This is a genomic window from Pareuzebyella sediminis (assembly GCF_008367235.1).
Lineage (GTDB): Bacteria > Bacteroidota > Bacteroidia > Flavobacteriales > Flavobacteriaceae > Pareuzebyella > Pareuzebyella sediminis.
Genome location: NZ_VTZS01000001.1, coordinates 1,029,310 through 1,053,354, shown reverse-complemented (window position 1 = coordinate 1,053,354; position 24,045 = coordinate 1,029,310). Strand labels below are relative to the sequence as shown.

Here is a 24,045-nt window from a genome sequence, read left to right as displayed (position 1 = left end):
TAATTTATGTATTTTATCGATGTAATCTTACCGATACCTTTAGAAAAATTCTTCACGTATCGCGTTTCAGAAACTGAAGCTGAATTTCTTGAGCCCGGTATGCGGGTCGGGGTCCCTTTTGGAAAATCGAAGGTCTACACCGCTTTGGTGTTCAAGGTACATCGTACGCCGCCGGAGATTTATGAAGCTAAGGAAATTCATAGGATTTTGGATGAAAGCCCAATTGTAAATGCCTTTCAACTAAAGCACTGGAAATGGATGGCCCAATACTATATGTGTAGCTTGGGAGAGGTGTTTCGAAGTGCCGTTCCCAGCGCATTTTTGTTGGAAAGCGAGACCTTGATATTGAGAAATACAAGTCATGAGGTGGATGAACTCGCCTTAAAAGATGATGAGTTTCTTGTGTTCGAGGCCCTGCAACACCAATCGATATTGAAGGTTCATGAGGTGAGTTCCATAGTGGACAAGAAGAATGTACTTCCGGTGTTGCATAGGTTACTTCAAAAAAAGGTAATTGTACTTAAGGAAGAAATGTACGAGCAGTACAAGCCCAAGTTGGAAAGATTTGTAAAGCTTTCACATGCTTATCGATCGGAAGAAAGCCTTGAAACCTTGTTGGAATCCCTTACTCGGGCTCCCCAGCAAAGCCAAGTTATCCTTTCTATTTTTCAAATTCAAGGGGTGTCGAAAAAACCGATCAAAACCAAGGAACTCGAAAAAGTAAGTGGAGCATCGAAAGCTGTGATCAAGGCACTCATTGAAAAGGATATTCTTGAGGAATATACCATAAAGGTCGATAGGGTAAATTACGAAGGTGAGCATGAAGAATACGATGTTAAGTCTTTGAACGAATATCAACAAATTGCTTTAGATGATATTCATCGGAATTTTAACGACAAAAGAGTGACCCTTTTATATGGGGTAACTTCTTCGGGAAAAACGGAAGTCTACGTTCAATTGATCGAAAATTGTATTCAATTAGGAAAGCAGGCCTTGTATTTGTTGCCAGAGATTGCCTTGACCACACAACTCATCACACGTCTGCAAGCCTATTTTGGGGAAAAGGTATCGGTATATCACTCCAAGTATAACGTTCAGGAAAGAATCGAGGTATGGAATAATGTTTTGGCCCAAAAATCAAAAGCACAAATCGTGATAGGGGCCAGGTCGGCACTCTTTTTGCCTTTTTCGAATGTAGGTCTGATCATTGTCGATGAAGAACATGAGGGATCATTTAAACAATTCGACCCTGCCCCGAGGTATCACGCCCGGGATGCAGCGATAGTGTTGGCAAATTTGCATGATTGCAATATCTTATTAGGATCGGCCACACCAAGTATTGAAAGTTTTTATAATACCAGGTCGGGTAAATACGGCCTGGCTGAGATCAAAAGACGTTATGGCAATGTGTTGATGCCAGAAATGGAATTGGTAGATTTAAAAGAGCAGACCCGAAAGAAAAGAATGAAAGGTCATTTTTCAGAGCGTCTTTTAGAAGAAATTCAGACGGCCCTTGATGAAGGTGAGCAAGTCATACTTTTTCAAAATAGAAGAGGATATGCCCCGATTGTCGAATGTAGCGTATGTGGCCATTCTCCCCAATGCCCTAATTGCGACGTTAGCTTGACCTATCATCAATATAAGAAACAATTGCGATGCCACTATTGCGGCTACCATATGGCCTTACAGGAAAGTTGTCAGGCTTGTGGCAGCTCAGCTTTAGATACTAAAGGGTTTGGTACGGAACAGGTAGAAAAAGAGCTCGAAACTTTGTTTCCCGAGGCAAAAACTTCACGTATGGATCTTGATACTACCCGAGGCAAGCATGGGTATGAAAAAATTATTACGGCTTTCGAACAACAAGAAATAGACATTCTAGTGGGTACTCAAATGCTCACAAAGGGCCTTGATTTTAGAAATGTAAGCCTCGTCGGCATTATGAGTGCGGACTCCTTATTAAATTTCCCTGATTATCGGGCCCACGAGCGATGCTTTCAATTATTGACGCAAGTGGCCGGAAGAGCGGGTCGAACCAAAAAAAGGGGAAAGGTTATCATTCAAAGTTATAATCCCTACCATCAAATCTTAAAACAGGTCACCACGCATGACTATGAAGGTATGTTTAAAGAACAGATGTATGAACGGGAGCAGTATAAATACCCTCCTAAAAATAGAATCATAAGAATTACTTTTAAACATAAGGAATATAATCGGTTGAACGAAGCTGCCGAATGGTTTGCACGTGGACTTCGTAAGGCTTTTGGAGGTAGTGTATTAGGGCCTGAATATCCACCCGTAGCGCGCATACGAAATCAATATTTAAAAAATGTAATGGTAAAGATTCCGATGGGGCAGTCCCTTTCGAAAACAAAATCGGCTATAAAGAGGATCGAAAAATCATTTGATGCAGTATCGCAATATCGAAGCGTTCGGGTAATCTATAATGTAGATCATGTATAGATAGTCCCTTGTGGCCTGTTTTGAAATGAAAAAACCGTTATGCCCTTTATAAGGCACAACGGTTTTTAATGACGTAGTACTAATTTTAGAAGTTGTTCAATGCCTCTGCCAACTCCGTTTTCTTATTACGGCTCAGAGGAATAGATCTGCCGCTTACTTCAACATTTTTACTGTTGAACTTTTCGATTTTTTCTAAGTTGACAATGTAGGACTTATGAATCCGCAAAAATTTTTCTTCCGGTAGTTGCTTCTCAAAAGACTTCATGGTAGAAAGAATAACGATATTGGCTTCATCGGTAACCAATTTGATATAGTCGCCAAGCGCTTCTATCCATTTGATATCATTTAAGATTACTTTTCGCTTTTTTAAGTTACTTTTTACGAAAATATGTTCTTCGTCTTCTTGAACCTTGTGCATTTGCTCGTATTTGGCGACGGCTCTTTTTACCGATGCATCAAAACGGGCCATAGTAATCGGTTTGTGCAGGTAATCTGTGACATCATAGTCAAATGCTTTTAAGGCATAATCGGGCTTTCCCGTAATTAAGATGACTTGTGGACTGTTTTCTAAAGATTCAAGTAGGTCGAATCCGTTGATGATTGGCATTTCAACATCTAGAAAAATAAGATCGATTTCATGGTTTTTGATGCCATTCTTAGCTTCTATCGCGTTGCTGTACTCGGCCACCATCGCTAAATTCGGATGACTGTTTACGAGCTTCGCGACTGCCATTCGCTGCATAGACGAATCGTCTACGATGATACTTCTTAACTTCATAAATGGGTCGATTTGTGGGGTTAAATCATCGACAAAATACTAAAAAAACACGCTCAGTTGCAATAAAACTTGTAGGTTTGGCAATGTTTTTTGTGTATTTGGCAATGACCATAGATTAAGATTTGGTTAAGTTCGATTTTTAGGATTGTCAATCTATAACGAAGAAAATTCCTTTTTCTTGTGAAGTGTCGTAAATATTCTTATTTTTGCGCTCCTAAAAAATATACATTTATGAACCATTACGAAACTGTTTTCATATTGAATCCCGTGCTTTCTGATGAACAGATAGCGGAAACAGTTAAGAAATTTGAAGATTTCTTAATTAACAATGGCGCCAAAATGGTCTCCAAGGAAAATTGGGGGCTTAAGAAATTGGCCTATGCCATACAGCACAAGAAAAGTGGTTTTTACCATTTGTTCGAGTTTGCCGCACCCGGTGAAGTAATCGCTCCTTATGAGCAAGAATTCAAAAGGGAAGAGCGCGTGATGCGTTTTTTAACGGTAAAATTAGATAAGCACGCCATCGAGTGGGCCGAAAAAAGAAGATCAAGGTTAAAAACTAAAGCGTAAGACCATGGCAACATTACAACAACAGGCAAAAGGTAAAAAAGATGGGGAGATACGGTATTTGACCCCTCTGAACATCGAAACAAATACAAAAAAGAAGTATTGCCGTTTCAAAAAATCAGGCATTAAGTATATAGATTACAAAGATCCTGATTTCTTGATGAAATTGGTAAACGAGCAGGGTAAATTGTTGCCCAGAAGATTGACCGGTACTTCCTTAAAATACCAACGCAAAGTGGCCCAAGCGGTAAAGCGGGCACGTCACCTGGCTTTGATGCCTTACGTAGGCGATCTACTAAAATAAATATAACGTAAGATGGAACTTATATTAAAACAAGATGTAGAGCATTTAGGCTTTAAAGACGATGTGGTTGAGGTAAAGAACGGTTATGGCCGAAACTTTCTTATTCCACAAGGCTTGGCGACTATGGCGACACCTTCTGCAAAGAAGGTTCTTGAAGAGAACTTAAGGCAACGGGCCCATAAAGAAAAGAAAGTAGTCGATGCGGCAAGTAAGACTGCCACTGCACTGAACGGACTTGAGTTGAAGATACCTGCGAAAGTAGGGGCTGCCGATAAACTGTTTGGCTCTGTGACCTCTTCAGACCTTTCTGATGCATTAGCAAAGCAAGGGCATGAAATAGAGAAGAAATTCATTAGCATTCGAGGAGGCGCCATTAAAAGAGCGGGACCTTATACTGCCGATATCCGTTTGCATAGGGATGTGAACGTAGAATTCGAATTCGAGGTTATTGCCGAACAGAAATAACCTTTGAATGAAATAGAATAACAGGCCTTCCATTTTTTGGAGGGCTTTTTTATGAAATTTAGCGAAATGAAGTACCAAAGATTGACAAAGCAGCAATTTGAAGAGCTCCACCAAGAGTTTATTAATTTTTTGGCCACCCAATCCATCACTGCAGACGAGTGGCAAACCATAAAAAATGAGAAACCTGAGGTTGCAGAGGAAGAGTTGGATGTTTTTAGTGACTTGATATGGGAAGGGGTGTTGGGCAAGGTGAACTATCTTGAAAACATCTCCGCCCGACAAATGCATCTGTTTAAACTTACAGACAAGGAGATGAAACTTTTTGCGGTGAAGGTTATGAATCCAGAAATCGACTTGACCACCCAAACGGGTTTTGATTGGTTCAAAAAAAATTGGCAATCCGATTTCGTAGAGTACCTTACCGCCTCAAAAGCATATTCCGAAGATCAGAACATGGATAAATTTGACCTCATTCGGCAGGGGGCCGTAATCACTAAAGGCGAATTGTACCAATGGTTTGACAAAATCATTAATTAAATCGATATTTGCGCGATAATATCCCTCACATACCGGTTTTGGTCATCGAACCAACAAAAAAGGTATTTCACAATTTTATTTTTTAATGGCACAGAAACCTAGCATTCCCAAAGGCACTCGTGATTTTACCCCTTCCGAGGTGGCCAAACGAAATTTCATCTTCGATCGTATCAAAAAGTACTTCGAATTGTACGGATTCCAGCCTATAGAGACGCCCTCTTTCGAGAATTCCGAGACCCTTATGGGAAAGTATGGCGAAGAAGGGGATCGGTTGATTTTCAATATTTTAAATTCAGGAGATTTTTTGGGTAAAGTTGATGATCAGACATACCGTTCAAAAAACTCTCTCTCCATAGCTTCAAAAATATCGGAGAAGGCACTTCGGTACGATCTTACCGTACCGTTCGCCCGTTATGTGGTGATGCACCAGAATGAGATCGATTTTCCCTTTAAGCGTTACCAAATACAGCCTGTATGGCGTGCCGATCGACCTCAAAAAGGACGTTTTAGGGAGTTTTATCAGTGCGATGCCGACGTTGTGGGTTCCGATTCCCTACTCCAGGAAGTCGAACTGATTCAGCTGTACGATGCGATTTTTTCCGAACTGGGTCTAAAGGGGGTGCGTATTAAATTGAATAACCGGAAAATTTTGGCAGGTATCGCAGAAGTCATTGGGGCACAAGATGTATTGATCGATTTTACGGTAGCCTTGGACAAGTTGGATAAAATCGGGGTAGGCGGTGTGACAAAGGAAATGCTCGAACGAGGAATTTCGCAAGCGGCCATCAATAAACTAGAGCCCTTATTTTCGCTACAGGGGGGCAATATAGAACAGCTACAGGGTATTCAAAATTTACTCGCCGAATCGGAAGTAGGTAGTAAAGGAGTGGAAGAGTTGATGTTTATCGTACAAACCATCGAGGAATTAGGTTTACAATCTGCGCAGCTATCCATTGATGTGACCTTGGCAAGGGGGCTTAACTATTATACGGGTGCCATTTTGGAGGTTGGTGCCCCTGAAGGCGTGAAAATGGGTTCCATAGGAGGGGGAGGTCGCTACGACGATCTTACCGGTATTTTTGGGCTAAAGGATGTGAGTGGCGTGGGGATTTCTTTTGGCCTCGATCGGATATATCTGGTCATGGAAGAATTGGAACTTTTTCCTAAGGCCATTGATCAATCCTTGGAAGTACTGTGCTTGAATTTTGGTGAGAAGGAAGCGATGGCAGCACTTAAGCTTGTGGGGAAGCTAAGAAAGTCAGGCATAAAAGCCGATTTGTATCCCTCGAGTTCGAAAATTCAAAAACAGTTTAAATACGCTGATAAACGAAATGTACCCTATGTAATCTTGATTGGAGAAGCCGAAATTAGCGAAAATTCATTCGTGGTAAAACATATGAAAAGTGGCAACCAAACGACTTATTCCCTAAGTAGTATAGAAGATTTTATTTCGAGGCTATAGCCTTTTTTTAATTTCCTTGACGATGGTTTTATAATAGCTCGGTTCATGGGGCACATATTTTTTTAAGTTGGCCATGCCCCATGTTTCCTCCGAAAACTTTAGAAGGGAAATCAAAGCCAATTTTTCAACCTCACTTTCTTGTTTTTGAAGTTGAGATATAGGCACTTCAAGTTCACATAAAAATGTGTGGTGATACTCACGGTCGATTAAATCCGCATGGTGCGTATGTTCCGATTTGAACTTGCCAATTTTTTCAAGCATCTGCGGAGAGACCGTTAATCCGATCTCTTCCTGAATTTCCCTTAATGCCGAATTTTCTATGGATTCTCCTGCACCGATGTGACCGGCAACGGAGACGTCCCAGAGCAGGGGGTGAGTGTCTTTATTTTTCGCCCGTTGCTGAATCAGTATTTTTCCATTTTTCGTGTAGAACCAAACATGAATGGTCGGATGGAACCAACCCTTACGGTGGGCCTCCGATTTCATCGCGGTCTTACCAGTGAAATTTCCGTTGGCATCTAGAATATCTACAAGTTCATCCATAAAGTTCGTAAGCTCTGTTTATCAACGCAAGCAAAAAAGGTTTTAGGCAGTTCGATATTTTAGGTTTTGAACCGTTTTCTTTCGCAATGCTATTTAGTCAAAGTAGCTAAAACTTTCCCCTTCTTTAATGTTCAATAACGTTTCATAGATCAGTCGAATGACGTTTTCTACGTCATCGCGATGAACCGTTTCGACGGTGGTATGCATATAGCGCAAGGGTAGAGAGATCAGGGCTGAAGCTACCCCCCCGTTACTATAGGCAAAAGCATCGGTGTCAGTACCTGTAGATCGAGACGCGGCCATGCGTTGAAAAGGGATTTTTTTTGCTTCGGCAGTCTCGATAATACGTTCGCGCAATTTATTCTGTACGGCAGGGGCGTATGAAATGACCGGGCCTTGCCCTATTTCAGTATGTCCCTGGGTTTTTTGGTCGATCATTGGGGTTGTTGTATCGTGGCAGACATCAGTAATTATAGCCACGTTCGGTTTGATGGTCTGCGTGATCATTTCAGCGCCCCTCAGGCCGATTTCTTCTTGTACGGCGTTGGTAATATAGAGCCCGAAAGGAAGTTTTTTCTTGTTTTCATGTAATAGTCTGGCCACCTCGGCAACCATAAAACCACCGGCACGGTTATCTATGGCCCGACATACGAATTTATCCTTATTCAAAATATGGAATTCGTCCGGGTAGGTAATAACACAACCTACGTGAACTCCCATTTTTTCTACTTCTTCTTTATCCTTGGCGCCGATATCGATGAAAATATTGTCCAATTTCGGCGGTGTCTCCTTGCTCTTATCGCGTGTATGTATTGCGGGCCAACCAAAAACACCTGTGACTACCCCGGCTTTGGTATGTATATTGACCCATTTTGAAGGGGCTATTTGATGATCGCTACCCCCATTTCGAATGACGTAGAGCAGGCCGTTGTCCGTAATATAGTTTACATACCATGAAATCTCGTCAGAGTGTCCTTCGATAACTACCTTGTACTGCGCCTCGGGATTAATGACGCCGACTGCAGAACCATAAGTGTCGGTAATAAAAGTGTCGACATAGGGTTTGAGATATTCCATCCATATCTTTTGCCCTTCCCATTCGTATCCGGTCGGGGAGGCGTTGTTCAGATACTTTTCAAAAAATTGAAGGGACTTTTTGGTGATAATTTTCGTATTGGCCATTAAAATTAATTTTAGCTACAAACTTAGGAATATTCACTTTTAATTAATAATAAGGGCGAACATTTATCGTTAATTTTGGCAAGGCTTTTGTATTTATGGCTGGCATGAAAAAAAACCTGTTTTTTCTTTTTTTTATTACGCTCGGTTTTGGGGGTTTTGCCCAAATTGAAGAAGAACCCTTAGACTCTATTTCCGAGAATTTAGTAATGGTTGAAGGTGATTCGATTTTTCACAGTTCAATCGCTCTCGACGAAGTTTATCTTTTCGGGAGATTAAAGTTCGATTCTTATAAAGACAAACTTCGTTATTATATTTTACGTAGAAAGACCTTAAAGGTGTATCCATACGCCAAATTGGCCGCCGAACGTCTTGTTGAATTGAACGACAGTATAGCTAAAATAAAGAAACGTCGACATCAGAAGAGGTACACTAAAGAAGTTCAGAGATTCATAGAGGATGAATTTTCGGAAGAATTGAAAAAATTGACCCGAACGGAGGGGCAGATCTTGGTTAAATTAATTTACCGGCAGACAGGTACGACCGCTTTTGATTTGGTCAAGGACTTGCGAAGTGGGTGGCGGGCCTTTTGGTACAATACCACTGCCAAGATATTCAAGATCAGCTTGAAGGAGGAATTTCATCCTGATCGCACACACGAAGATTATTTAATAGAAGATATACTGCAACGGGCGTTTACCGCAGAAAGATTGGAACGCCAAGAATCGGTCTTGGATTATGATTACGCCCAGCTCAGTAATAAGTGGAAAAATAACGGTAACAAGCCGAACAAGTAAAGTAGTGGCTTACACTTTTTGAACTATATGGATATAGCTTGTTATTTCTTCTTCCCAAAAACGGCATCTACTATCAATTTAATACTGTAAAAACCGCACGACACGGCCGCAATGGCCAATATAAGACCCAAAATCAAGACGGGCCAATACAAAGGGTGCTCTTGATTTTTGAACGCTTCATAAATGGCAAAAGGAGCTGAAAACATCAGGAGAATTGTGAAGAATAGGAATTTAATGCCCTTTACGAGCAAATCTTTATCTGTTCTCATACTTTTATTTAAATAGAAATCCTTCGATTTATAGGGCTATTCGATGGTAATACTTTCAGAATAAGTTTGGCATACGGCAAAATAACCTAGGGCAAAATTATCGCGTCTCTCAGATTCGCTCAAATTCGCACTTGTATTGACAACATTACCAATAACCGTTGCTGCCGGGGTCTGAAAAGGTCCTTGGTCTCCTCCCGATTGTACTATGAGCTGGTTCATATAGTTGTAGAAAGGTTCGTCAACTCCTAAAATGCTGATTTCTAGTGTGCTGCCAGATTCCAATCCTTCCTCATAGAAATAAGAGAACGAAAAGGTCTGCCCCGGATAGAATTCATCTTCGGTTACCAGATATTCATTAAAATCGAAATCGAAAAGATAAAAGTCTTCACGATTTGCCCGATCGGTAAATGAAACGAGAATTTCCGTTTCGTCACCTGAAAATAAGGTGCCTTCTCCTTGTTCTAGACTTTCTATAGGTACGGTGGGTACGAAGGTTGTTGAAGCCCTATACATCTGACCACTATGTTCAATTTGCAGCTCCAGGGTTCCGGAGGTCATAAAATCGATGCTCGTATCTTGACTGTAAACGCCACTTCCCGTTTGTACTTCATTGAGAACTATAGTTTCACCTAGTGCTAGGTTTGTTAAGGTAATTTCCTCTAATTGAACGGGCTCTATTTCGCTGAAAAAATCGTTGGTAGCTCCGACCTTTACCCTAGCGGTATATAAGGAAGAATTTACCGTAGTATCTATTTTCATCAGTGCATCGACCATCAGGCGTGGTCGGTCGGTCGGTACATCGACCTCGATGACATCTTCGCAAGAGAAGCAATAGAGCACAACGAAAAGGATTAGGATCATCTTTTTCATAATCTTAAAATTTAAAGTTGTAAGTGACCGCGGGCACGATTCCAAAAATAGAGGTTCGCACCGCTTCGTTCGCTCCGGTATCGAGGTTGCGCCTAAAATTTATGGAAGCGGCATTCTTTCTGTTGTAAAGGTTATAGACACTAAAAACCCATTCGGCCTGCCATTTTCTCTCTTTATTTTTTTTGGGGGTCAGTGTTGCGGAGACATCGATTCTATGGTAGCTTGGTAGCCTTTGCGCATTACGAAAACCGTAATAAGGAACGGTAAGACCTTGAAACTCGAATTGACCGATAGGGTAATTGGTCGGTTGGCCTGTTTGAAAAACAAAATTGGTATTGAAATTCCATTTTTCGTTGAGTTCATAGTTTCCATATACAGAAAGGTCATGAGTTTTATCATAGGGTGTGTTGTACCATTCCCCCTTATTTATACCCGTTTCCTCAGATGTTCTTCCAGGGGTTTTTTGTTCTGATTTCGATAAGGTATATGCGAGCCACCCTTGGAACTTACCTTCATTTTTACGAAGTAAAAATTCAAGCCCATATGCACGGGCCTCCCCGTTGAGTATAACCTGCTCGATGGCATCGTTGGCAATGAGATTGGCTCCGTCTATGTAATCGATTCGATTTGCTATGTCTTTATAAAAGGCTTCCGTTTCGAAGGAGTAGTCACCATTACCGATATTTCTAAAATAGCCTAGCGCATATTGATCTAATAGTTGGGGCTTTATGAAGGGGCCGCTCGGGGTCCATACATCCAAAGGAGTAGGAGAGTTGGTATTTGACAATAGATGAAGATATTGCGCCAAACGGGTGTAGCTGGCCTTTATCGAGTTATTATCATCAAGGGTATAGGCTAGGGCCACTCTAGGTTCGAGGTTGTTAAAAGTCGCGAGCGTACCGCCACGACCAGGGTCGATGGTTTCAATGGGCTCTGCCTCTTGATAAATTGATAACTGGGGGTCAAAGTTAATCGGGTTGTCATTTTCGTATATGTTGAGCTGATCTTGGCCCAATCGCATGAAATTACTGAACCGGAGGCCATAGTTCAAGCTTAAATGGGGTGTTATATCGTGCTCGATGTCAATATATGCTGCAAATTCATTAGCATACTTTTGAACCAATTGTTCCTCAACAATACCGGAATTGGAATTGCTGGGTTCTATTTTACCAGGGTTGAATCGATAATAGATATTATTGAGGCCATAGTTTACTTGCAACTTATCACTTAAATAGTGCTTAAGATCATACTTCACATTGAAATTCTGAATACCCGAGTTCCAATTAAAGCCGACAAAATCTAACTTGAGTCCATAGTAATAGTCCGAATAGATAAGCGAGAGGTTAGAGAAAAGTTTATCTGAGAACAGATGGTTCCAACGAAAATTCCCTACGGCATTACCATAGGTGTTTACGAAACTTTCGCTGATACCAAAAACGTCACGTCCGAAATAACCCGATAAGAAAATGCTGTTACGCTCATTGATATTGTAACTGATTTTGGTGTTCAAATCATAAAAATAAGCTGTATTGTCAATATCGAATAGCGGTAAGAAGAGATGGGCGTAAGAGGCCCGTCCTCCAATCAAAAATGCAGCTTTATCTTTTTTGATAGGCCCCTCGATGAGTAAACGGCTGGCTACAGCTCCGATACCACCATTCATTCGTAATGTTTTGCTATTTCCCTCTTTCTGAAAAATATCGAGAACCGATGATAGCCGACCGCCATATCTTGATGGAATGCCACCTTTGTACAATTTAATGTCTTTGATGGCATCGGGGTTAAAGACAGAGAAAAAGCCGAACAAATGGGATGAATTGAATATTATAGCTTCATCAAGCAGGATTAAGTTTTGATCTACGGCGCCTCCTCGAACATTGAAGCCCGAAGCTCCCTCTCCTGCATTGGTGACACCAGGCAGCAATAAGATGGATTTGATCACATCTGCTTCTCCAAGTATAACCGGAATTTTCTTTATGGTCTCGACTGCAAGGGCATTAACGCTCATTTGGGGTTTTCGGATGTCCAGTTTTTCGATATCCTCAGTAACTACGACTTCTTGAAGTTCTTGAGCGGCCTCCTCTAGACTAAAATTTAGTTTTTGATTTTGAGTTAGGGAAATGGTCCGCTCAATTTCCTTGAAACCGAGATAGCTCACCACAGTGCGATAATCACCTTCGGGCAGGGTAACAGAGTAAAAACCATACTCATTGGTGGTTACCCCTGTTTTTAATTCGGGAAAAGCAATAGTAACCCCGATCAGGGTTTCATTACTGGATGCTTCGTAAACCGTACCACTTAAGGTAAATCTTTGCTGTGCAAAGCCGTGAACAAAAAAGAATAGGCCGGCAAAGACCAAAATCTTGGTGAGTCGGGTCATCAAACAATTTTTTTATAAAAGTAACTAGAAAATGGGCGTATATAAAATCTTTTGAGAGTCATAAAAAGAAAAAAGCCCCTTTATTTATAGTAAAGGGGCCTGTTTGTCAATTATATAAACGGTCATATGGTCTCAAGTATGGCGTTAAAGGTTTTGCTTGGACGCATGGCCTCTGAGGTCAGTATCGGATCGGGGAGATAATAACCACCTATATGTTGGGGTTCGCCCTGTGCGTTGATCAATTCACTTGAAATTTTCGATTCATTCTCCAATAACGCATTATAAATAGTTGTAAAAGTCGCTTTTAACTCGGTATCTTTATTTTGTATCGCCAAAGCTTCCGCCCAATACAGGGCTAAATAAAAGTGGCTTCCTCTCGTATCCAATTCCTTGACCTTTCGTGATGGTGATTTATCGTTTATCAGGAATTTTTCGGTAGCACTGTCAAGGGCATCACCAAGTACCTTGGCCTTATCATTATTATTTTTTTCACCATAAAATTCCAAGGAAACTCCCAAGGCCAAAAACTCTCCTAAGGAATCCCATCTTAAATGGCCTTCTTCCAAAAACTGTTCTACATGTTTAGGTGCTGATCCCCCGGCTCCTGTTTCAAAGAGTCCCCCGCCGTTCATTAGAGGTACGATAGAGAGCATTTTAGCACTTGTACCCACCTCAAGAATAGGAAAGAGATCGGTTAGATAATCACGAAGAACATTTCCCGATACCGAAATAGTATCCTTACCTTCCTTAAGCCTTTTAAGAGTATATTCAGTAGCCTCTTTGGGCGCAAGAATTTTGATGTCGAGGCCCGTAGTATCGTGTTCGGGCAGGTATGCCTTAACTTTTTTAATAAGTTCTGCATCGTGGGCGCGGTTCGCGTCTAACCAGAATACAGCAGGATCGTTTGTTGCCCGTGCCCTGGAAACGGCAAGTTTTACCCAATCTTGGATAGGGGCATCCTTTACTTGGCACATCCGCCAAATATCACCTTCTTCCACCTTATGCGAAATCAAGGTTTCCCCTGAAACTATATCGACCACATTTACCTTTCCGGCAGCAGAAATAATGAAAGTCTTGTCATGAGAGCCATATTCTTCGGCTTTTTGAGCCATCAGACCTACATTGGGTACGGTTCCCATAGTCGCTGGATCAAAGGCTCCATGCTTTTTACAAAATTCGATCGTTGCGGTATAAATGTCGGCATAACTACTGTCGGGAATAACGGCCTTCGTATCTTGGGGATTACCTTGAGCGTTCCACATTTGTCCCGAATTACGAATCATAGCGGGCATTGAGGCGTCTATTATGATATCGCTCGGTACGTGTAAGTTGGTAATTCCCTTGTCAGAATTAACCATGGCTAAATCGGGCCCTTCGGCAAGCTCTCGCTCTATATCGGTTTCGATGGCCCTGACTTGATCGGCTGGAAGATTTTTAATTTTGTCGAATAGGTTTTCTAGACCGTCATTGGCACTTATACCCAAGGTCGTAAAAGTTGCTTTATATTTAGTAAAGACTTTTGGGAAAAAGGCCTCGACCGCATGTCCAAAAATCACAGGGTCTGAAACCTTCATCATGGTGGCCTTCATATGCAAGGAAAAAAGAACCCCTTTCTCCTTGGCATCTTCTATTTGCTCCCTAAGAAAGACCGTTAAGGCGGCTTTACTCATTACGGTAGCATCTATGATTTCGCCTTCCAAAAGTTCTAGATTATCTTTCAAGATTTGAACCTCACCATTACTTTTCACCAACTCAATACGGACCTTTGTCGGTTTCGCAATGGTCATTGACTTTTCATTGTCCTTGAAATCTCCGTGTCTCATCGTAGCGACATGGGTCTTTGAATCGGGGCTCCAAGCCCCCATACTATGAGGGTTTTGTTTGGCGTAGTTTTTTACAGCCTTTGGTGCCCTACGATCCGAGTTCCCTTCACGAAGCACCGGATTAACAGCGCTACCCTTTACTTTGTCGTATCTTGACTTTATTTCCTTTTCCCTGTCGGTCGTAGGGTTTTCCGCGTAATCCGGTATAGCAAAGCCTTTTCCTTGTAATTCTTTGATTGCCTCGACCAACTGAGGTACCGAAGCACTTATATTTGGCAATTTAATAATATTGGCCTCAGGACTTTTTGCCAAGTTTCCCAGTTCTTCCAGATCATTGTCCATTTTTTGATTCTCATTTAAAAAATCTGGAAAAGCAGCAATTATTCGACCGGCCAAGGAGATGTCTTTTGTTTCAATCTCAATATTTGCGGTTCGGGAATAGGCCTGTACGATAGGTAAGAAGGACCGGGTCGCCAAAGCCGGAGCTTCGTCGGTTTTGGTGTAAAAAATCTTCGACATGGATGGTTTAATTTTTATTTAAAAGCGGTGCAAATATACGATTTTATGTGATGTTGCTAGTGAAAAGATGTGGCCCTTACTTCATTTGATGAATCTTCATGCTATTATTAGGAACGTGGGCGGCTATTAGGCGGGGAGTATATTGTTCGGGAGACCCACAGCAAAATATAAGAAAGGACGGGTAAACTATTTAAAATAATAAAAGCCATGTCATTGTACGGATACATTGACATGGCTTTTTAGAAATAGTCTTCAAACTTTCTTCCCTGTATTTCAACAGATCGGCAACCATTGATTGCGTTTTACTACCTATTTCCACGTTTTAAAAAACATCTTAGTTTTATTGGCACAAAACCATTTGAAACAACAATGTTTTTCTTTTGTTGATCTAATGCTCTCAATTGTTCGATATAAAACTTTCATTTTATGCCTAACATTAAGTACATCCACCAAGAATTTTTCCAAAAGCGACAGCTTTCGGTTCTAAGCTCGTTCTTTTCAGGACCGCTATGAGATTTACATCACATACCGACTTATTAAGAACTAAACAACAATATAAAGAACGTAAACTTCATAACGATTTAAAATCAATCTTCGACAGATATTTCTTTTAAAATCGTATATTAAATGTATGGTGAATCTATCAATCTACCAAAATATTTAACACATTTAAAATGAACAGGTTATGAACCAAGGTAATTAACAATTGTTCATAAAAAAACCGCTTCGATAAATTTCGAAGCGGTATGTGGTTTAAAATATATTTTCTGCTCTTAAGAGCGTACTTCTTTAATTCGGGCCTTTTTACCCGTTAGACCTCTGAAGTAGAATATACGTGCCCTGCGCACTTTCCCTTTCTTGTTGACCTCTATTTTTTGAAGCGCGGGCATATTCATTGGAAAAATACGCTCTACACCCACCGTACCTGACATTTTACGGATAGTGAAGGTTTCGGTGGCTCCCGATCCTCTTCTTTGAATAACGACCCCTTTGAAAAACTGGGTTCGGGTTTTTTCCCCTTCCTTAATTTCATAATAAACGGTGATAGTATCTCCCGCTGAAAATTTTGGAAATTCTTTTTTAGGAACAAACTCGTCTTCAACGAATTTTAATAATGATTCCATGATATTTTTTTAGAGTTATGCTTGGACCAACGTGCACGATTTTCGTCAGAGGTTGATTTAACAGGATGCAAAAATAGGCTATAAATTAGAACCTGCAATAGATTTTTATTATTTTTAGACCTACATGTCGATTTCGTCCAATAAATCAGGTCGTAGTCGTTCTGTTCGTTCCAAGGCCTGTTCTTCCCGCCATTTTTCGATTTTCGGAAAATTCCCTCCTAAAAGAACTTCAGGAACTTTCAATCCCTTATAATTCGAGGGACGGGTGTAGACCGGTGGGGCCAATAGGTTATCTTGAAACGTATCGGTAAGTGCCGAGGTTTCATTGTTCAACACACCAGGAATGAGCCTTATAATGCTATCGCAGAGAATGGCTGCGCCTAACTCGCCACCCGACAGTACATAATCACCCACTGATATTTCCTTGCTAATAAAAGTATCCCTGACCCGTTGATCCACTCCTTTGTAGTGACCGCATAAGATGATAATATTTTTTAATAACGATAGGCTATTGGCCATTTTCTGATTTAACGTCCGACCATCGGGAGTCATGTAAATTACCTCGTCGTATGCTCGCTCGGCTTTTAAACTAGTAATACATTTATCGATGGGCTCGATCATTAAAACCATACCAGCACCACCGCCGAATTGATAGTCATCTACTTGATTATAACTATTATCGGTGTAATCTCTGAGATTGTGTAAGTGTATTTCTACGAGCCCCTTATCTATGGCCCTTTTAAGTATAGAGGCCTTGAATGGACTTTCCAACAATTCAGGAAGTACGGTAATAATATCGATTCTCATGTTCAGACCTGTTTTTAAATCAAAGAGGGGCTCAAAAGTAATGAAACCTTGGAAAACTTCTGTAGATTGACCGTTTCGTAAAATCTCATGTCGTGAATTGTATGTGAAGATTGAACACCATCGGTTTGCAATGCAATGGTTTTTTCATGCTTTGTCTGTGTTCATGAATGAGTACATATGAAATCAAAAAAAAAGCTCCAAAAGGAGCTTTTTATCATTTTTGTTTCTTGTACTTGTTTATCTCGTCCTGTAACTGTCGACTGATTTTCTGCTCTCTTTCCAAAGCTCTTCTTCGATGATCTTCATATTCCGTCTCTAGCTCGGCAAGGTTAGACTTTGCCTCTTGTGTAAGTATATTACTATTTCTGAATTTATAGATAAAAATCAGTAGCAATAACAACAAAGAACCGATGACCGTCCATAAAATAGCATTATAGGTGCCCTTTGAGGTCATTATACCCAAAAATGACATGCTATCCTTTTCTTCCGTTACTGCAGCTAGGTTATTGGTGGTCTCCTCCAACTTGTTGTTCAGGGAAGAAATGGTCGATTCATGTTCCGAAATCGTGTTTTTTAACTCTGCCGCACGTTCATTATAACTATTAAGGGTGTCGATCACGTTTTGACGCAACTGATCTAAAGAAATGGTGCGTACCACTTCGTACCTTTTTCCTTCGGCTCTATAGTTTCCTGATTTATTATAAATAAAGTCAAACTGGCTTTCGATAGTACCTCGATCCAATGATGGCTCTTGTTCTTCACCTTCCTGGGCATAGTTCTGGCTGTAGGTCAAGAAGGCCATTATAATAAGTAGTATTTTATAACCCTTCATGATAAAATAATTCTTTGAATTAATGATTTAGAGGCGACTAAAGTAATCCAATAATATTAATTAAGAAAAAAATTTAATCACAAGCTTGATTTTGAAACGGTAATGGAAGTCCATCTAGCCTAAATAAAAATATACTGGGATAGGAATTTTTGCCCCGTGTACTTAAAAAGTCAACCATGACTTTGTGAAATGTGCATTTTGCGGTTCAAATGAATGAAATATTCCTATTTAGGAAATGAGCTTGGAATAACAGATCAAAGCATCCATAATTAACTTTAAAAAAAGAGCATCTAACATAGATGCTCTTTATCATTTTTACCTTATTGAAAAATCAAACGTTCCCGTTCACCATTTTCGTTCATCATCGTAATCACGGTCTTTCCATATTTTGAAATACGGCCGAATAACATCCTTGCTTCCTGAATGTCGTTAATTTCCTCATTTCCCAGGGCAAGAAGAATTTTGCCATCAAGTCCGTACCCCCTATAACGTTCGGGAACGCCAACGATACGGACGCCAAAATCTATATTGTACATTTTCTTTTCTTCTTTGGTAAGGTTTTTTACCTCAAGTCCCATCTCGGGCACGATGACGGTTTGCAGTTCAGTCAACACAATGGGAACCGTAATTTTTTCACCATCACGGGCAAAGGTCACCTGAATTTCGTCTCCGGGTCTCTTGGTAGAGAGATAGCCGGTTAAGTCTGGAAATTTATGTATTTGAATATCATCTATCTGTTTGATTATGTCTCCTCTACGTAAATCGGCTTCGGCCGCACCGGTATTCTCTTCAACCCCATCAATATAGACTCCATCAATATCCTTTATACCTTTTTCCCTGGCGTAGGGCGTATTAAGGGGCACAGGTTTAATTCCTAAAATCGCTTTTTGTACGTTCCCATACTCCAAAATATCTTCGATTACTTTTTTAGCAATGTTGCTGGGAACAGCGAAAGAGTAACCGACGTATGAACCTGTCTGAGAAGTTATTGCCGTATTTATTCCGATAAGGTCTCCGTTAGTATTGACCAAGGCACCTCCACTGTTTCCAGGGTTCACCGCGGCATCGGTTTGAATGAATGATTGTTTTCCGCCCATACCTAAATCCCGTGCTTTGGCACTTACGATGCCCGCGGTTACGGTTGAAGTTAAGTTAAAAGGATTTCCAACGGCCAAAACCCATTCCCCGACTTTAACTACATCTGAATCACCAAAGGCCAAATATGGTAAATTTCTGTCCCCATCAATTTTAATGAGCGCGATGTCGGAGTTTGGGTCGGTACCTATTAATTCTGCTTCATAGGTTTTGTTATTATTGAGTGTAACCTGTAGTTGATTGGCATTTGCTATGACGTGATTATTGGTGACAATATAGCCATCTTGCGAAATGATAACCCCCGATCCGGTTCCTACCTGGGCCCTTTCCGTACCTCCACTACCATATATAAAGTCCATCAGACTAGTGGGGCCTCTACTAATGGTAAGATTTTTGACATGAACCACAGCATTGACAGTACTTTCGGCCGCCACGGTAAAATCAACCTCGTTGATACCCGCACCCTTCGCAGATGTAGGGGTGAAATTCGTGTTGAACACTGGGGTTTCACTACTTTCTGAAACTACGGTGTAATTCGGCTCCTCGAAAAAAATCTTGTAGGCTCCCAAGGTGATGGCACCGGCAAGGACGGCGATTACGAATGAACTTGTTATTTTTTTCATAGTGTATGACAACTTTTAATCATGTTAAAATTACTTGATTTTCTGTACTTCAATCAAAGGTTTAACTACTTTTTAACGGCCAAAAATATCTTGACCGTAAGCTTTCATTGTAAGATAGGTTGTTCTTTTTCTGGGTGATCTGATTGCGAGAAAACCCTATATTTGTGCCTTGAATATTTAAAATGACAATTCAATTTTATAAATACCAGGGAACGGGAAATGATTTTGTTTTAATAGACAACCGTACCTTAAAATTTCCGAAAAACGATGCCAACCTTGTCAAAATGCTTTGCGACAGAAAGTTCGGCATTGGGGCAGATGGGCTCATTGCGATAGAAAATGACGATGTGTCGGATTTTCGAATGGTTTACTTCAATGCTGACGGCAAGGAAGGAAGTCTTTGTGGAAACGGAGGCCGTTGCGCTGTTGCCTTCGCTAATTTTTTGGGCATTATAGGTAATAAGACCGCTTTTCTCTCCGTAAGAGGTACACATGATGCGACCATTGATGGTGGCCAGGTCAGCCTACATATGCCCGATGTTCCTGAAATTAGAGAAAAAAAAGAATATTTGTTTCTCGATACAGGTTCCCCCCATCATGTACAAGTGGTGAACGGTTTGAAGGATTTTAAAGTTTTTCAGGAAGGTAAAAAATTACGTTACGGGCTTTATGGGGCTAACGGAAGCAACATTAATTTTGTTGAACCCTTATCCGATAAAGCTTTTGCCGTGCGAACTTATGAGCGCGGTGTCGAAAATGAAACCCTCTCATGTGGCACGGGCGTTACCGCGGTGGCCCTGGCGATGCACAATTCCGGTAGAACAAAGGCCAATGTGGTCGACATCGAAACACCGGGGGGCAAACTGCGCGTAAAGTTTGAACAAACTCAGGAGGGATATAACGAGATTTATTTGACTGGGCCGGCCACTCAGGTGTTCAAAGGTGAGATTGAATGTTGACGTTAAAAGGAGACCGCATCGAATTGAGGGCGCTAGAACCTGAAGATCTGGATTTTCTATATAGATTGGAAAATGATCTTGAGGTTTGGGAAATCAGTGGCACGACCACGCCTTATTCACGTCATGTGCTTCGAAACTATTTGGACAATGCCCATCGGGATATTTATGAAGTAAAACAATTACGGTTGTGCATATGTGACCAAGAAGATCAAGTACTAGGGTTGATCGATTTGTTCGATTTCGATCCTAAAAACCATCGTGCAGGCTTGGGCGTTATTATCATCGGTGATGAAAACCGAAATAAAGGACTTGGGGCAGAGGCTATCGGATTACTAATCGACTATGCCTTTTCAGTACTTGATTTGAGGCAGCTCTATGCGAATGTTATGGAAAGTAATGAAGCCAGTGTTCGTTTATTTAAACGGTTGGGCTTTGAAGAGGTAGGTTTGAAAAAGGATTGGGTCTATTCGGGAGGCGAATATAAAAATGAAATTTTGTTTCAAAAGCGAAATATATAAGCATGTATATTAAACGTATTTTATTGATTGTTTTGTTGGCAGGTCTTTTAGCGGGCGGGGTATTTGCCTATAAAGTCTATGACGCCATTTTTAGCCCGAATACCAGTTTTAATAATGAGGTGGCCTATTTATATATTCCCTCGGATGCAGATTTTATCGAAGTAAAGGAGCTAGTAGCCCCACTATTGAAAGATGTTGGCTCGTTTTCCCAAGTGGCAGAAAGAAAGGGATATGTATCAAATGTCAAAGCTGGAAAATATGCCATAAAAAGGGGCATGAACAATAATGAGATAATTAATTCACTTCGCAGTAACAATATACCTATTAAAGTGGCATTTAATAATCAGGAGACGCTAGCTGATTTGGCCGGAAGGATTTCGGCCCAGATTGAAGCGGACAGCCTTGCCTTATACAAGTCTTTTAGCGATGAGGGGTTTTTGAAATCGAACAAACTCGATAAAGCGACCAGTTTGACCATGTATATTCCGAACAGCTATGAATTTTTTTGGAACACTTCGGCAACCGAGTTTCGGGATAGAATGCTGAAAGAATATCGAAGGTTCTGGAATGAGGATCGTTTGAAAAAAGCCAAAGCACTGAATTTATCCCCTCATGAGGTCTCGACATTGGCCGCTATAGTTCATAAGGAAACAGCTAAGGTTGATGAGCGCCCAAAAGTCGCAGGACTCTATCTTAACAGGCTCAAAAGAGGTATGCTATTACAAGCTGATCCCACGGTCATCTATGCATTAAAAAAGCATACCGGAAATTTCGATACTATTATAAAGCGCGTACTTTATAAAGATTTGGAGCTTGACTCGCCTTACAATACCTATAAATATGGAGGTCTACCTCCTGGCCCAATTACAATGCCCGATATTTCCGCTATTGATGCGGTCTTGAATCCAGAAAAGCACGACTACTTATATATGGTGGCCAATGTAGATGATTTTGGATATCATAAGTTTGCCGAAACAGCTGCCCAACATAACCGGAATAAGGTGCAGTATATCCAATGGATTAACGCCCAAAAAATCAAGAGATAGGGCATTTCACCGCATCTTTAGGACTTCTTAACTAAATATTGGTTTTTTTAACAAAGCATTCTACAAGTCTTATAAAATCGCATATATCTTTGTACCGTGAAATCTATGCAGGTTTTTTTTTCGTAAGTCATAGGAAAAACAACGTATGAGAAAGTGGCTAGTTTTATCCAGCCCCCTTGTCATTACCAGCATTTTAGTGAGTTTCGCGTTTAAACCGAAAACGTTGACAGTGCCGAAAACACTAAAAGTTACTCAACCTACAATGGTTTTGTATCCCAAAAACAAAACCATAAACAATGCAATGTTAGCAGTAGCCCCTCCTTTTTTGGGTAGCTCTTACATTGGTTTTAAGGAAGCCTTGGCCTTCAAAGAGTCACAAGGCAATTACTTTACCACAAATACCTTGGGATATTTGGGAAAATACCAATTCGGTATCGGTACCCTTCAACTTATGGGCGTCTATAATGCCACGAGGTTTTTGAACGACCCAGTGTTACAAGAAAAGGTGTTTCAGACCAATATCGCACGTAACAAATGGATTCTTAGAAGGGATATTAAGCGATTTGTAGGGAAGCAAATCGCAGGAGTGGAAATTACGGAATCAGGAATATTGGCCGCAGCTCACTTGGCCGGAGCTGGAAATGTAAAGAAATATCTTCGTTCTTGGGGCGCCTATGATGTGTCGGATAGTTATGGTACAAGTATTGCTATTTATATGAGGAAATTTTCTGGTTACGATGTTTCCCATGTGTTGCCTAGGCACAACCCAAAAGTCTAAGAGACTATATAAAGATTTTTTGTAGATATGAAAATGAATAGGCCCTGATCTTTATGATCAGGGTTTATTTTTTAAATGCATATTTATATGCTAAATAACTTCTTGCCATTATCCCTGTACTAAAAAAATGGCGGGTCTTTTATGAAGTGTAAGGTCTGTATCTGGCCATTCACCGGCCGTTTGGGTCAAGATAAATTCACTGGCAAGGGTCAGGTCACAAGCTATACACAGGCGGGTATTCGGATGCAGGGTTTTAATCAATTCCGCTAAGAGCTTATCATTTCGATACGGAGTTTCAATAAAGAGTTGGGTCTGTCCTGTGTCCCGCGAGATTTTCTCCAGCCTTTTGATGCTTCTTTTACGTTCACCTGAGTCAATTGGTAAATAACCGTTGAACGCAAAATTTTGACCGTTCATTCCGCTGGCCATAACTGCTAGAATAATTGAAGAGGGACCGACCAACGGCACGACTTGAATTTTTTTACGATGCGCTATCTCGACTACGGCAGACCCTGGGTCGGCAATGCCCGGACAACCCGCCTCCGATACAATTCCAACATCATAGCCTTCGGTACAAGGTTTTAACAGTAATGGTACCTCTTCGGCCTCTGTATATTTATTCAATACCGAAATATGAAGACCTGGCTGAGACTTTCTAGGACTTATTTTTTTAATGAATCTTCGGGCAGATTTTTCATTTTCGACAATAAAATGATCTATACGCTCGACGGCTCTTTTTATGGAAATAGGAAGCACCTCTAGAGGTTCATTTTCACCTAAGGTGGTTGGAATCAAATATAATTTCCCGGATTTTTTATTACTATCAGCCATCTTGGTAGTTTGGTTCCGTTAGAGCTTCGTGGCTATTGCCTGACAGGCGCTATCAATGAGACGGAAGACTTTCTCAAATCCGTCATCGTCCCAATAGGGATCAGGAACTTCCTTTATAGGCCCATCTATTTCGTCCATCAGGCGTTTTACCTTGACGATTTCATCTTGACCGTTGGCCATGTCGATGATGGCATTGAAGTTGCTATTGTCCATAGCATAAATTACATCAAATTTTTGAAAATCGTTTGGACTGAATTGCCGACAGCGTTGCTTTTCGATATGCAGCCCATTTTTTCGTGCAACTGCAATTGATCTCGGATCCGGTGGCTTCCCAATATGATAATTTCCGGTACCAGCGGAATCTACCAGGACTTTTTCAGAATCGACCTTACTTTGTAAGATACCTTCGGCCAAAGGCGACCTACAAATGTTCCCCAAGCATACCATAAGTATTTTGGTTTTCATAAATATGCGGTGAG

The 24,045-nt window shown here is 40.8% G+C and carries 24 protein-coding genes; 11 read left to right on the top strand and 13 right to left on the bottom strand.

Annotated elements, in window-relative coordinates:
• Positions 1-6: 6 nt before the first annotated feature.
• On the top strand, positions 7-2,460 hold the full coding sequence (gene priA, locus F2B13_RS04430; protein ID WP_149303360.1) for a replication restart helicase PriA: 2,454 nt from the start codon (positions 7-9) through the stop codon (positions 2,458-2,460).
• An 85-nt stretch (positions 2,461-2,545) separates the two neighbouring features.
• Here the strand turns inward: priA and F2B13_RS04425 are convergent, their stop codons facing one another.
• A complete protein-coding gene (locus F2B13_RS04425) occupies positions 2,546-3,238 on the bottom strand; it encodes a LytR/AlgR family response regulator transcription factor (RefSeq protein WP_149276067.1) in 693 nt (230 codons plus the stop codon).
• A gap of 231 nt (positions 3,239-3,469) precedes the next feature.
• Here F2B13_RS04425 and rpsF point away from each other — a divergent pair, with 231 nt between their 5' ends.
• The 5 genes from rpsF to hisS all read left to right on the top strand — a co-directional run bounded on the left by rpsF (position 3,470) and on the right by hisS (position 6,573).
• Positions 3,470-3,808 (top strand): 30S ribosomal protein S6, encoded by a 339-nt coding sequence (gene rpsF, locus F2B13_RS04420; protein WP_149276066.1) that lies wholly within the window; start codon positions 3,470-3,472, stop codon positions 3,806-3,808.
• A 4-nt stretch (positions 3,809-3,812) separates the two neighbouring features.
• The gene (gene rpsR, locus F2B13_RS04415) at positions 3,813-4,109 is read left to right on the top strand and encodes a 30S ribosomal protein S18 (RefSeq protein WP_100868856.1); all 297 of its coding nucleotides are present in this window, start codon (positions 3,813-3,815) and stop codon (positions 4,107-4,109) included.
• A 12-nt stretch (positions 4,110-4,121) separates the two neighbouring features.
• Positions 4,122-4,574, top strand: coding sequence for a 50S ribosomal protein L9 (gene rplI, locus F2B13_RS04410; RefSeq protein ID WP_149276065.1), 453 nt, complete (start codon positions 4,122-4,124; stop codon positions 4,572-4,574).
• Positions 4,575-4,640: 66 nt separating this feature from the next.
• Positions 4,641-5,111, top strand: coding sequence for a DUF6495 family protein (locus tag F2B13_RS04405; protein WP_149276064.1), 471 nt, complete (start codon positions 4,641-4,643; stop codon positions 5,109-5,111).
• A gap of 85 nt (positions 5,112-5,196) precedes the next feature.
• The gene (hisS, locus tag F2B13_RS04400) at positions 5,197-6,573 is read left to right on the top strand and encodes a histidine--tRNA ligase (RefSeq protein WP_149303358.1); all 1,377 of its coding nucleotides are present in this window, start codon (positions 5,197-5,199) and stop codon (positions 6,571-6,573) included.
• On the opposite strand, the gene F2B13_RS04395 is transcribed toward hisS, so the two are convergent.
• Both F2B13_RS04395 and F2B13_RS04390 read right to left on the bottom strand, forming a co-directional pair.
• Complete coding sequence (locus F2B13_RS04395) at positions 6,568-7,116, bottom strand: NUDIX hydrolase (RefSeq protein WP_149303356.1); 549 nt, start codon at positions 7,114-7,116, stop codon at positions 6,568-6,570. The two genes, hisS and F2B13_RS04395, sit on opposite strands and share 6 nt — an antisense overlap.
• A gap of 93 nt (positions 7,117-7,209) precedes the next feature.
• Complete coding sequence (locus F2B13_RS04390; RefSeq protein ID WP_149303353.1) at positions 7,210-8,298, bottom strand: M42 family metallopeptidase; 1,089 nt, start codon at positions 8,296-8,298, stop codon at positions 7,210-7,212.
• A gap of 104 nt (positions 8,299-8,402) precedes the next feature.
• Between F2B13_RS04390 and F2B13_RS04385 the strand changes: the two genes are divergently transcribed.
• A complete protein-coding gene (locus tag F2B13_RS04385; protein ID WP_149276060.1) occupies positions 8,403-9,092 on the top strand; it encodes a DUF4294 domain-containing protein in 690 nt (229 codons plus the stop codon).
• 41 nt (positions 9,093-9,133) lie between these two features.
• On the opposite strand, the gene F2B13_RS04380 is transcribed toward F2B13_RS04385, so the two are convergent.
• The 8 genes from F2B13_RS04380 to F2B13_RS04345 form a co-directional block, all read right to left on the bottom strand.
• A complete protein-coding gene (locus F2B13_RS04380) occupies positions 9,134-9,361 on the bottom strand; it encodes a DUF6095 family protein (RefSeq protein WP_149276059.1) in 228 nt (75 codons plus the stop codon).
• 36 nt (positions 9,362-9,397) lie between these two features.
• Entirely contained in the window at positions 9,398-10,231 is an 834-nt protein-coding gene (locus F2B13_RS04375; RefSeq protein WP_149303352.1) for a DUF4249 family protein, read from the bottom strand.
• 4 nt (positions 10,232-10,235) lie between these two features.
• Complete coding sequence (locus tag F2B13_RS04370; RefSeq protein WP_149303350.1) at positions 10,236-12,611, bottom strand: TonB-dependent receptor; 2,376 nt, start codon at positions 12,609-12,611, stop codon at positions 10,236-10,238.
• A gap of 122 nt (positions 12,612-12,733) precedes the next feature.
• Positions 12,734-14,953, bottom strand: coding sequence for an NADP-dependent isocitrate dehydrogenase (locus F2B13_RS04365; protein ID WP_149276056.1), 2,220 nt, complete (start codon positions 14,951-14,953; stop codon positions 12,734-12,736).
• Between the two features lie 773 nt (positions 14,954-15,726).
• Positions 15,727-16,077, bottom strand: a complete 351-nt coding sequence (gene rplS, locus F2B13_RS04360; protein WP_149276055.1) for a 50S ribosomal protein L19 — start codon at positions 16,075-16,077, stop codon at positions 15,727-15,729.
• 120 nt (positions 16,078-16,197) lie between these two features.
• Positions 16,198-16,884 carry a tRNA (guanosine(37)-N1)-methyltransferase TrmD gene (gene trmD, locus F2B13_RS04355; protein WP_149276054.1) on the bottom strand — a complete coding sequence of 229 codons (687 nt, stop codon included), beginning with the start codon at positions 16,882-16,884 and terminating at the stop codon, positions 16,198-16,200.
• A gap of 214 nt (positions 16,885-17,098) precedes the next feature.
• Positions 17,099-17,716, bottom strand: a complete 618-nt coding sequence (locus tag F2B13_RS04350; protein WP_149276053.1) for a tRNA (guanine-N1)-methyltransferase — start codon at positions 17,714-17,716, stop codon at positions 17,099-17,101.
• Between the two features lie 320 nt (positions 17,717-18,036).
• A complete protein-coding gene (locus F2B13_RS04345) occupies positions 18,037-19,434 on the bottom strand; it encodes a S1C family serine protease (RefSeq protein ID WP_149276052.1) in 1,398 nt (465 codons plus the stop codon).
• 182 nt (positions 19,435-19,616) lie between these two features.
• Between F2B13_RS04345 and dapF the strand changes: the two genes are divergently transcribed.
• The 4 genes from dapF to F2B13_RS04325 all read left to right on the top strand — a co-directional run bounded on the left by dapF (position 19,617) and on the right by F2B13_RS04325 (position 22,735).
• Positions 19,617-20,393 (top strand): diaminopimelate epimerase, encoded by a 777-nt coding sequence (gene dapF, locus F2B13_RS04340; protein ID WP_149276051.1) that lies wholly within the window; start codon positions 19,617-19,619, stop codon positions 20,391-20,393.
• Positions 20,387-20,911, top strand: coding sequence for a GNAT family N-acetyltransferase (locus F2B13_RS04335; RefSeq protein ID WP_149276050.1), 525 nt, complete (start codon positions 20,387-20,389; stop codon positions 20,909-20,911). The genes dapF and F2B13_RS04335 overlap by 7 nt, the downstream gene beginning before the upstream one ends.
• 2 nt (positions 20,912-20,913) lie before the next feature.
• On the top strand, positions 20,914-21,957 hold the full coding sequence (mltG, locus tag F2B13_RS04330; protein WP_149276049.1) for an endolytic transglycosylase MltG: 1,044 nt from the start codon (positions 20,914-20,916) through the stop codon (positions 21,955-21,957).
• A 301-nt stretch (positions 21,958-22,258) separates the two neighbouring features.
• A complete protein-coding gene (locus F2B13_RS04325; RefSeq protein WP_394348958.1) occupies positions 22,259-22,735 on the top strand; it encodes a hypothetical protein in 477 nt (158 codons plus the stop codon).
• Between the two features lie 108 nt (positions 22,736-22,843).
• Here the strand turns inward: F2B13_RS04325 and F2B13_RS04320 are convergent, their stop codons facing one another.
• Both F2B13_RS04320 and F2B13_RS04315 read right to left on the bottom strand, forming a co-directional pair.
• Complete coding sequence (locus tag F2B13_RS04320; protein ID WP_149303348.1) at positions 22,844-23,566, bottom strand: SAM-dependent methyltransferase; 723 nt, start codon at positions 23,564-23,566, stop codon at positions 22,844-22,846.
• Positions 23,567-23,584: 18 nt separating this feature from the next.
• Positions 23,585-24,031 (bottom strand): low molecular weight protein-tyrosine-phosphatase, encoded by a 447-nt coding sequence (locus tag F2B13_RS04315; RefSeq protein WP_149303346.1) that lies wholly within the window; start codon positions 24,029-24,031, stop codon positions 23,585-23,587.
• Positions 24,032-24,045: the final 14 nt, after the last annotated feature.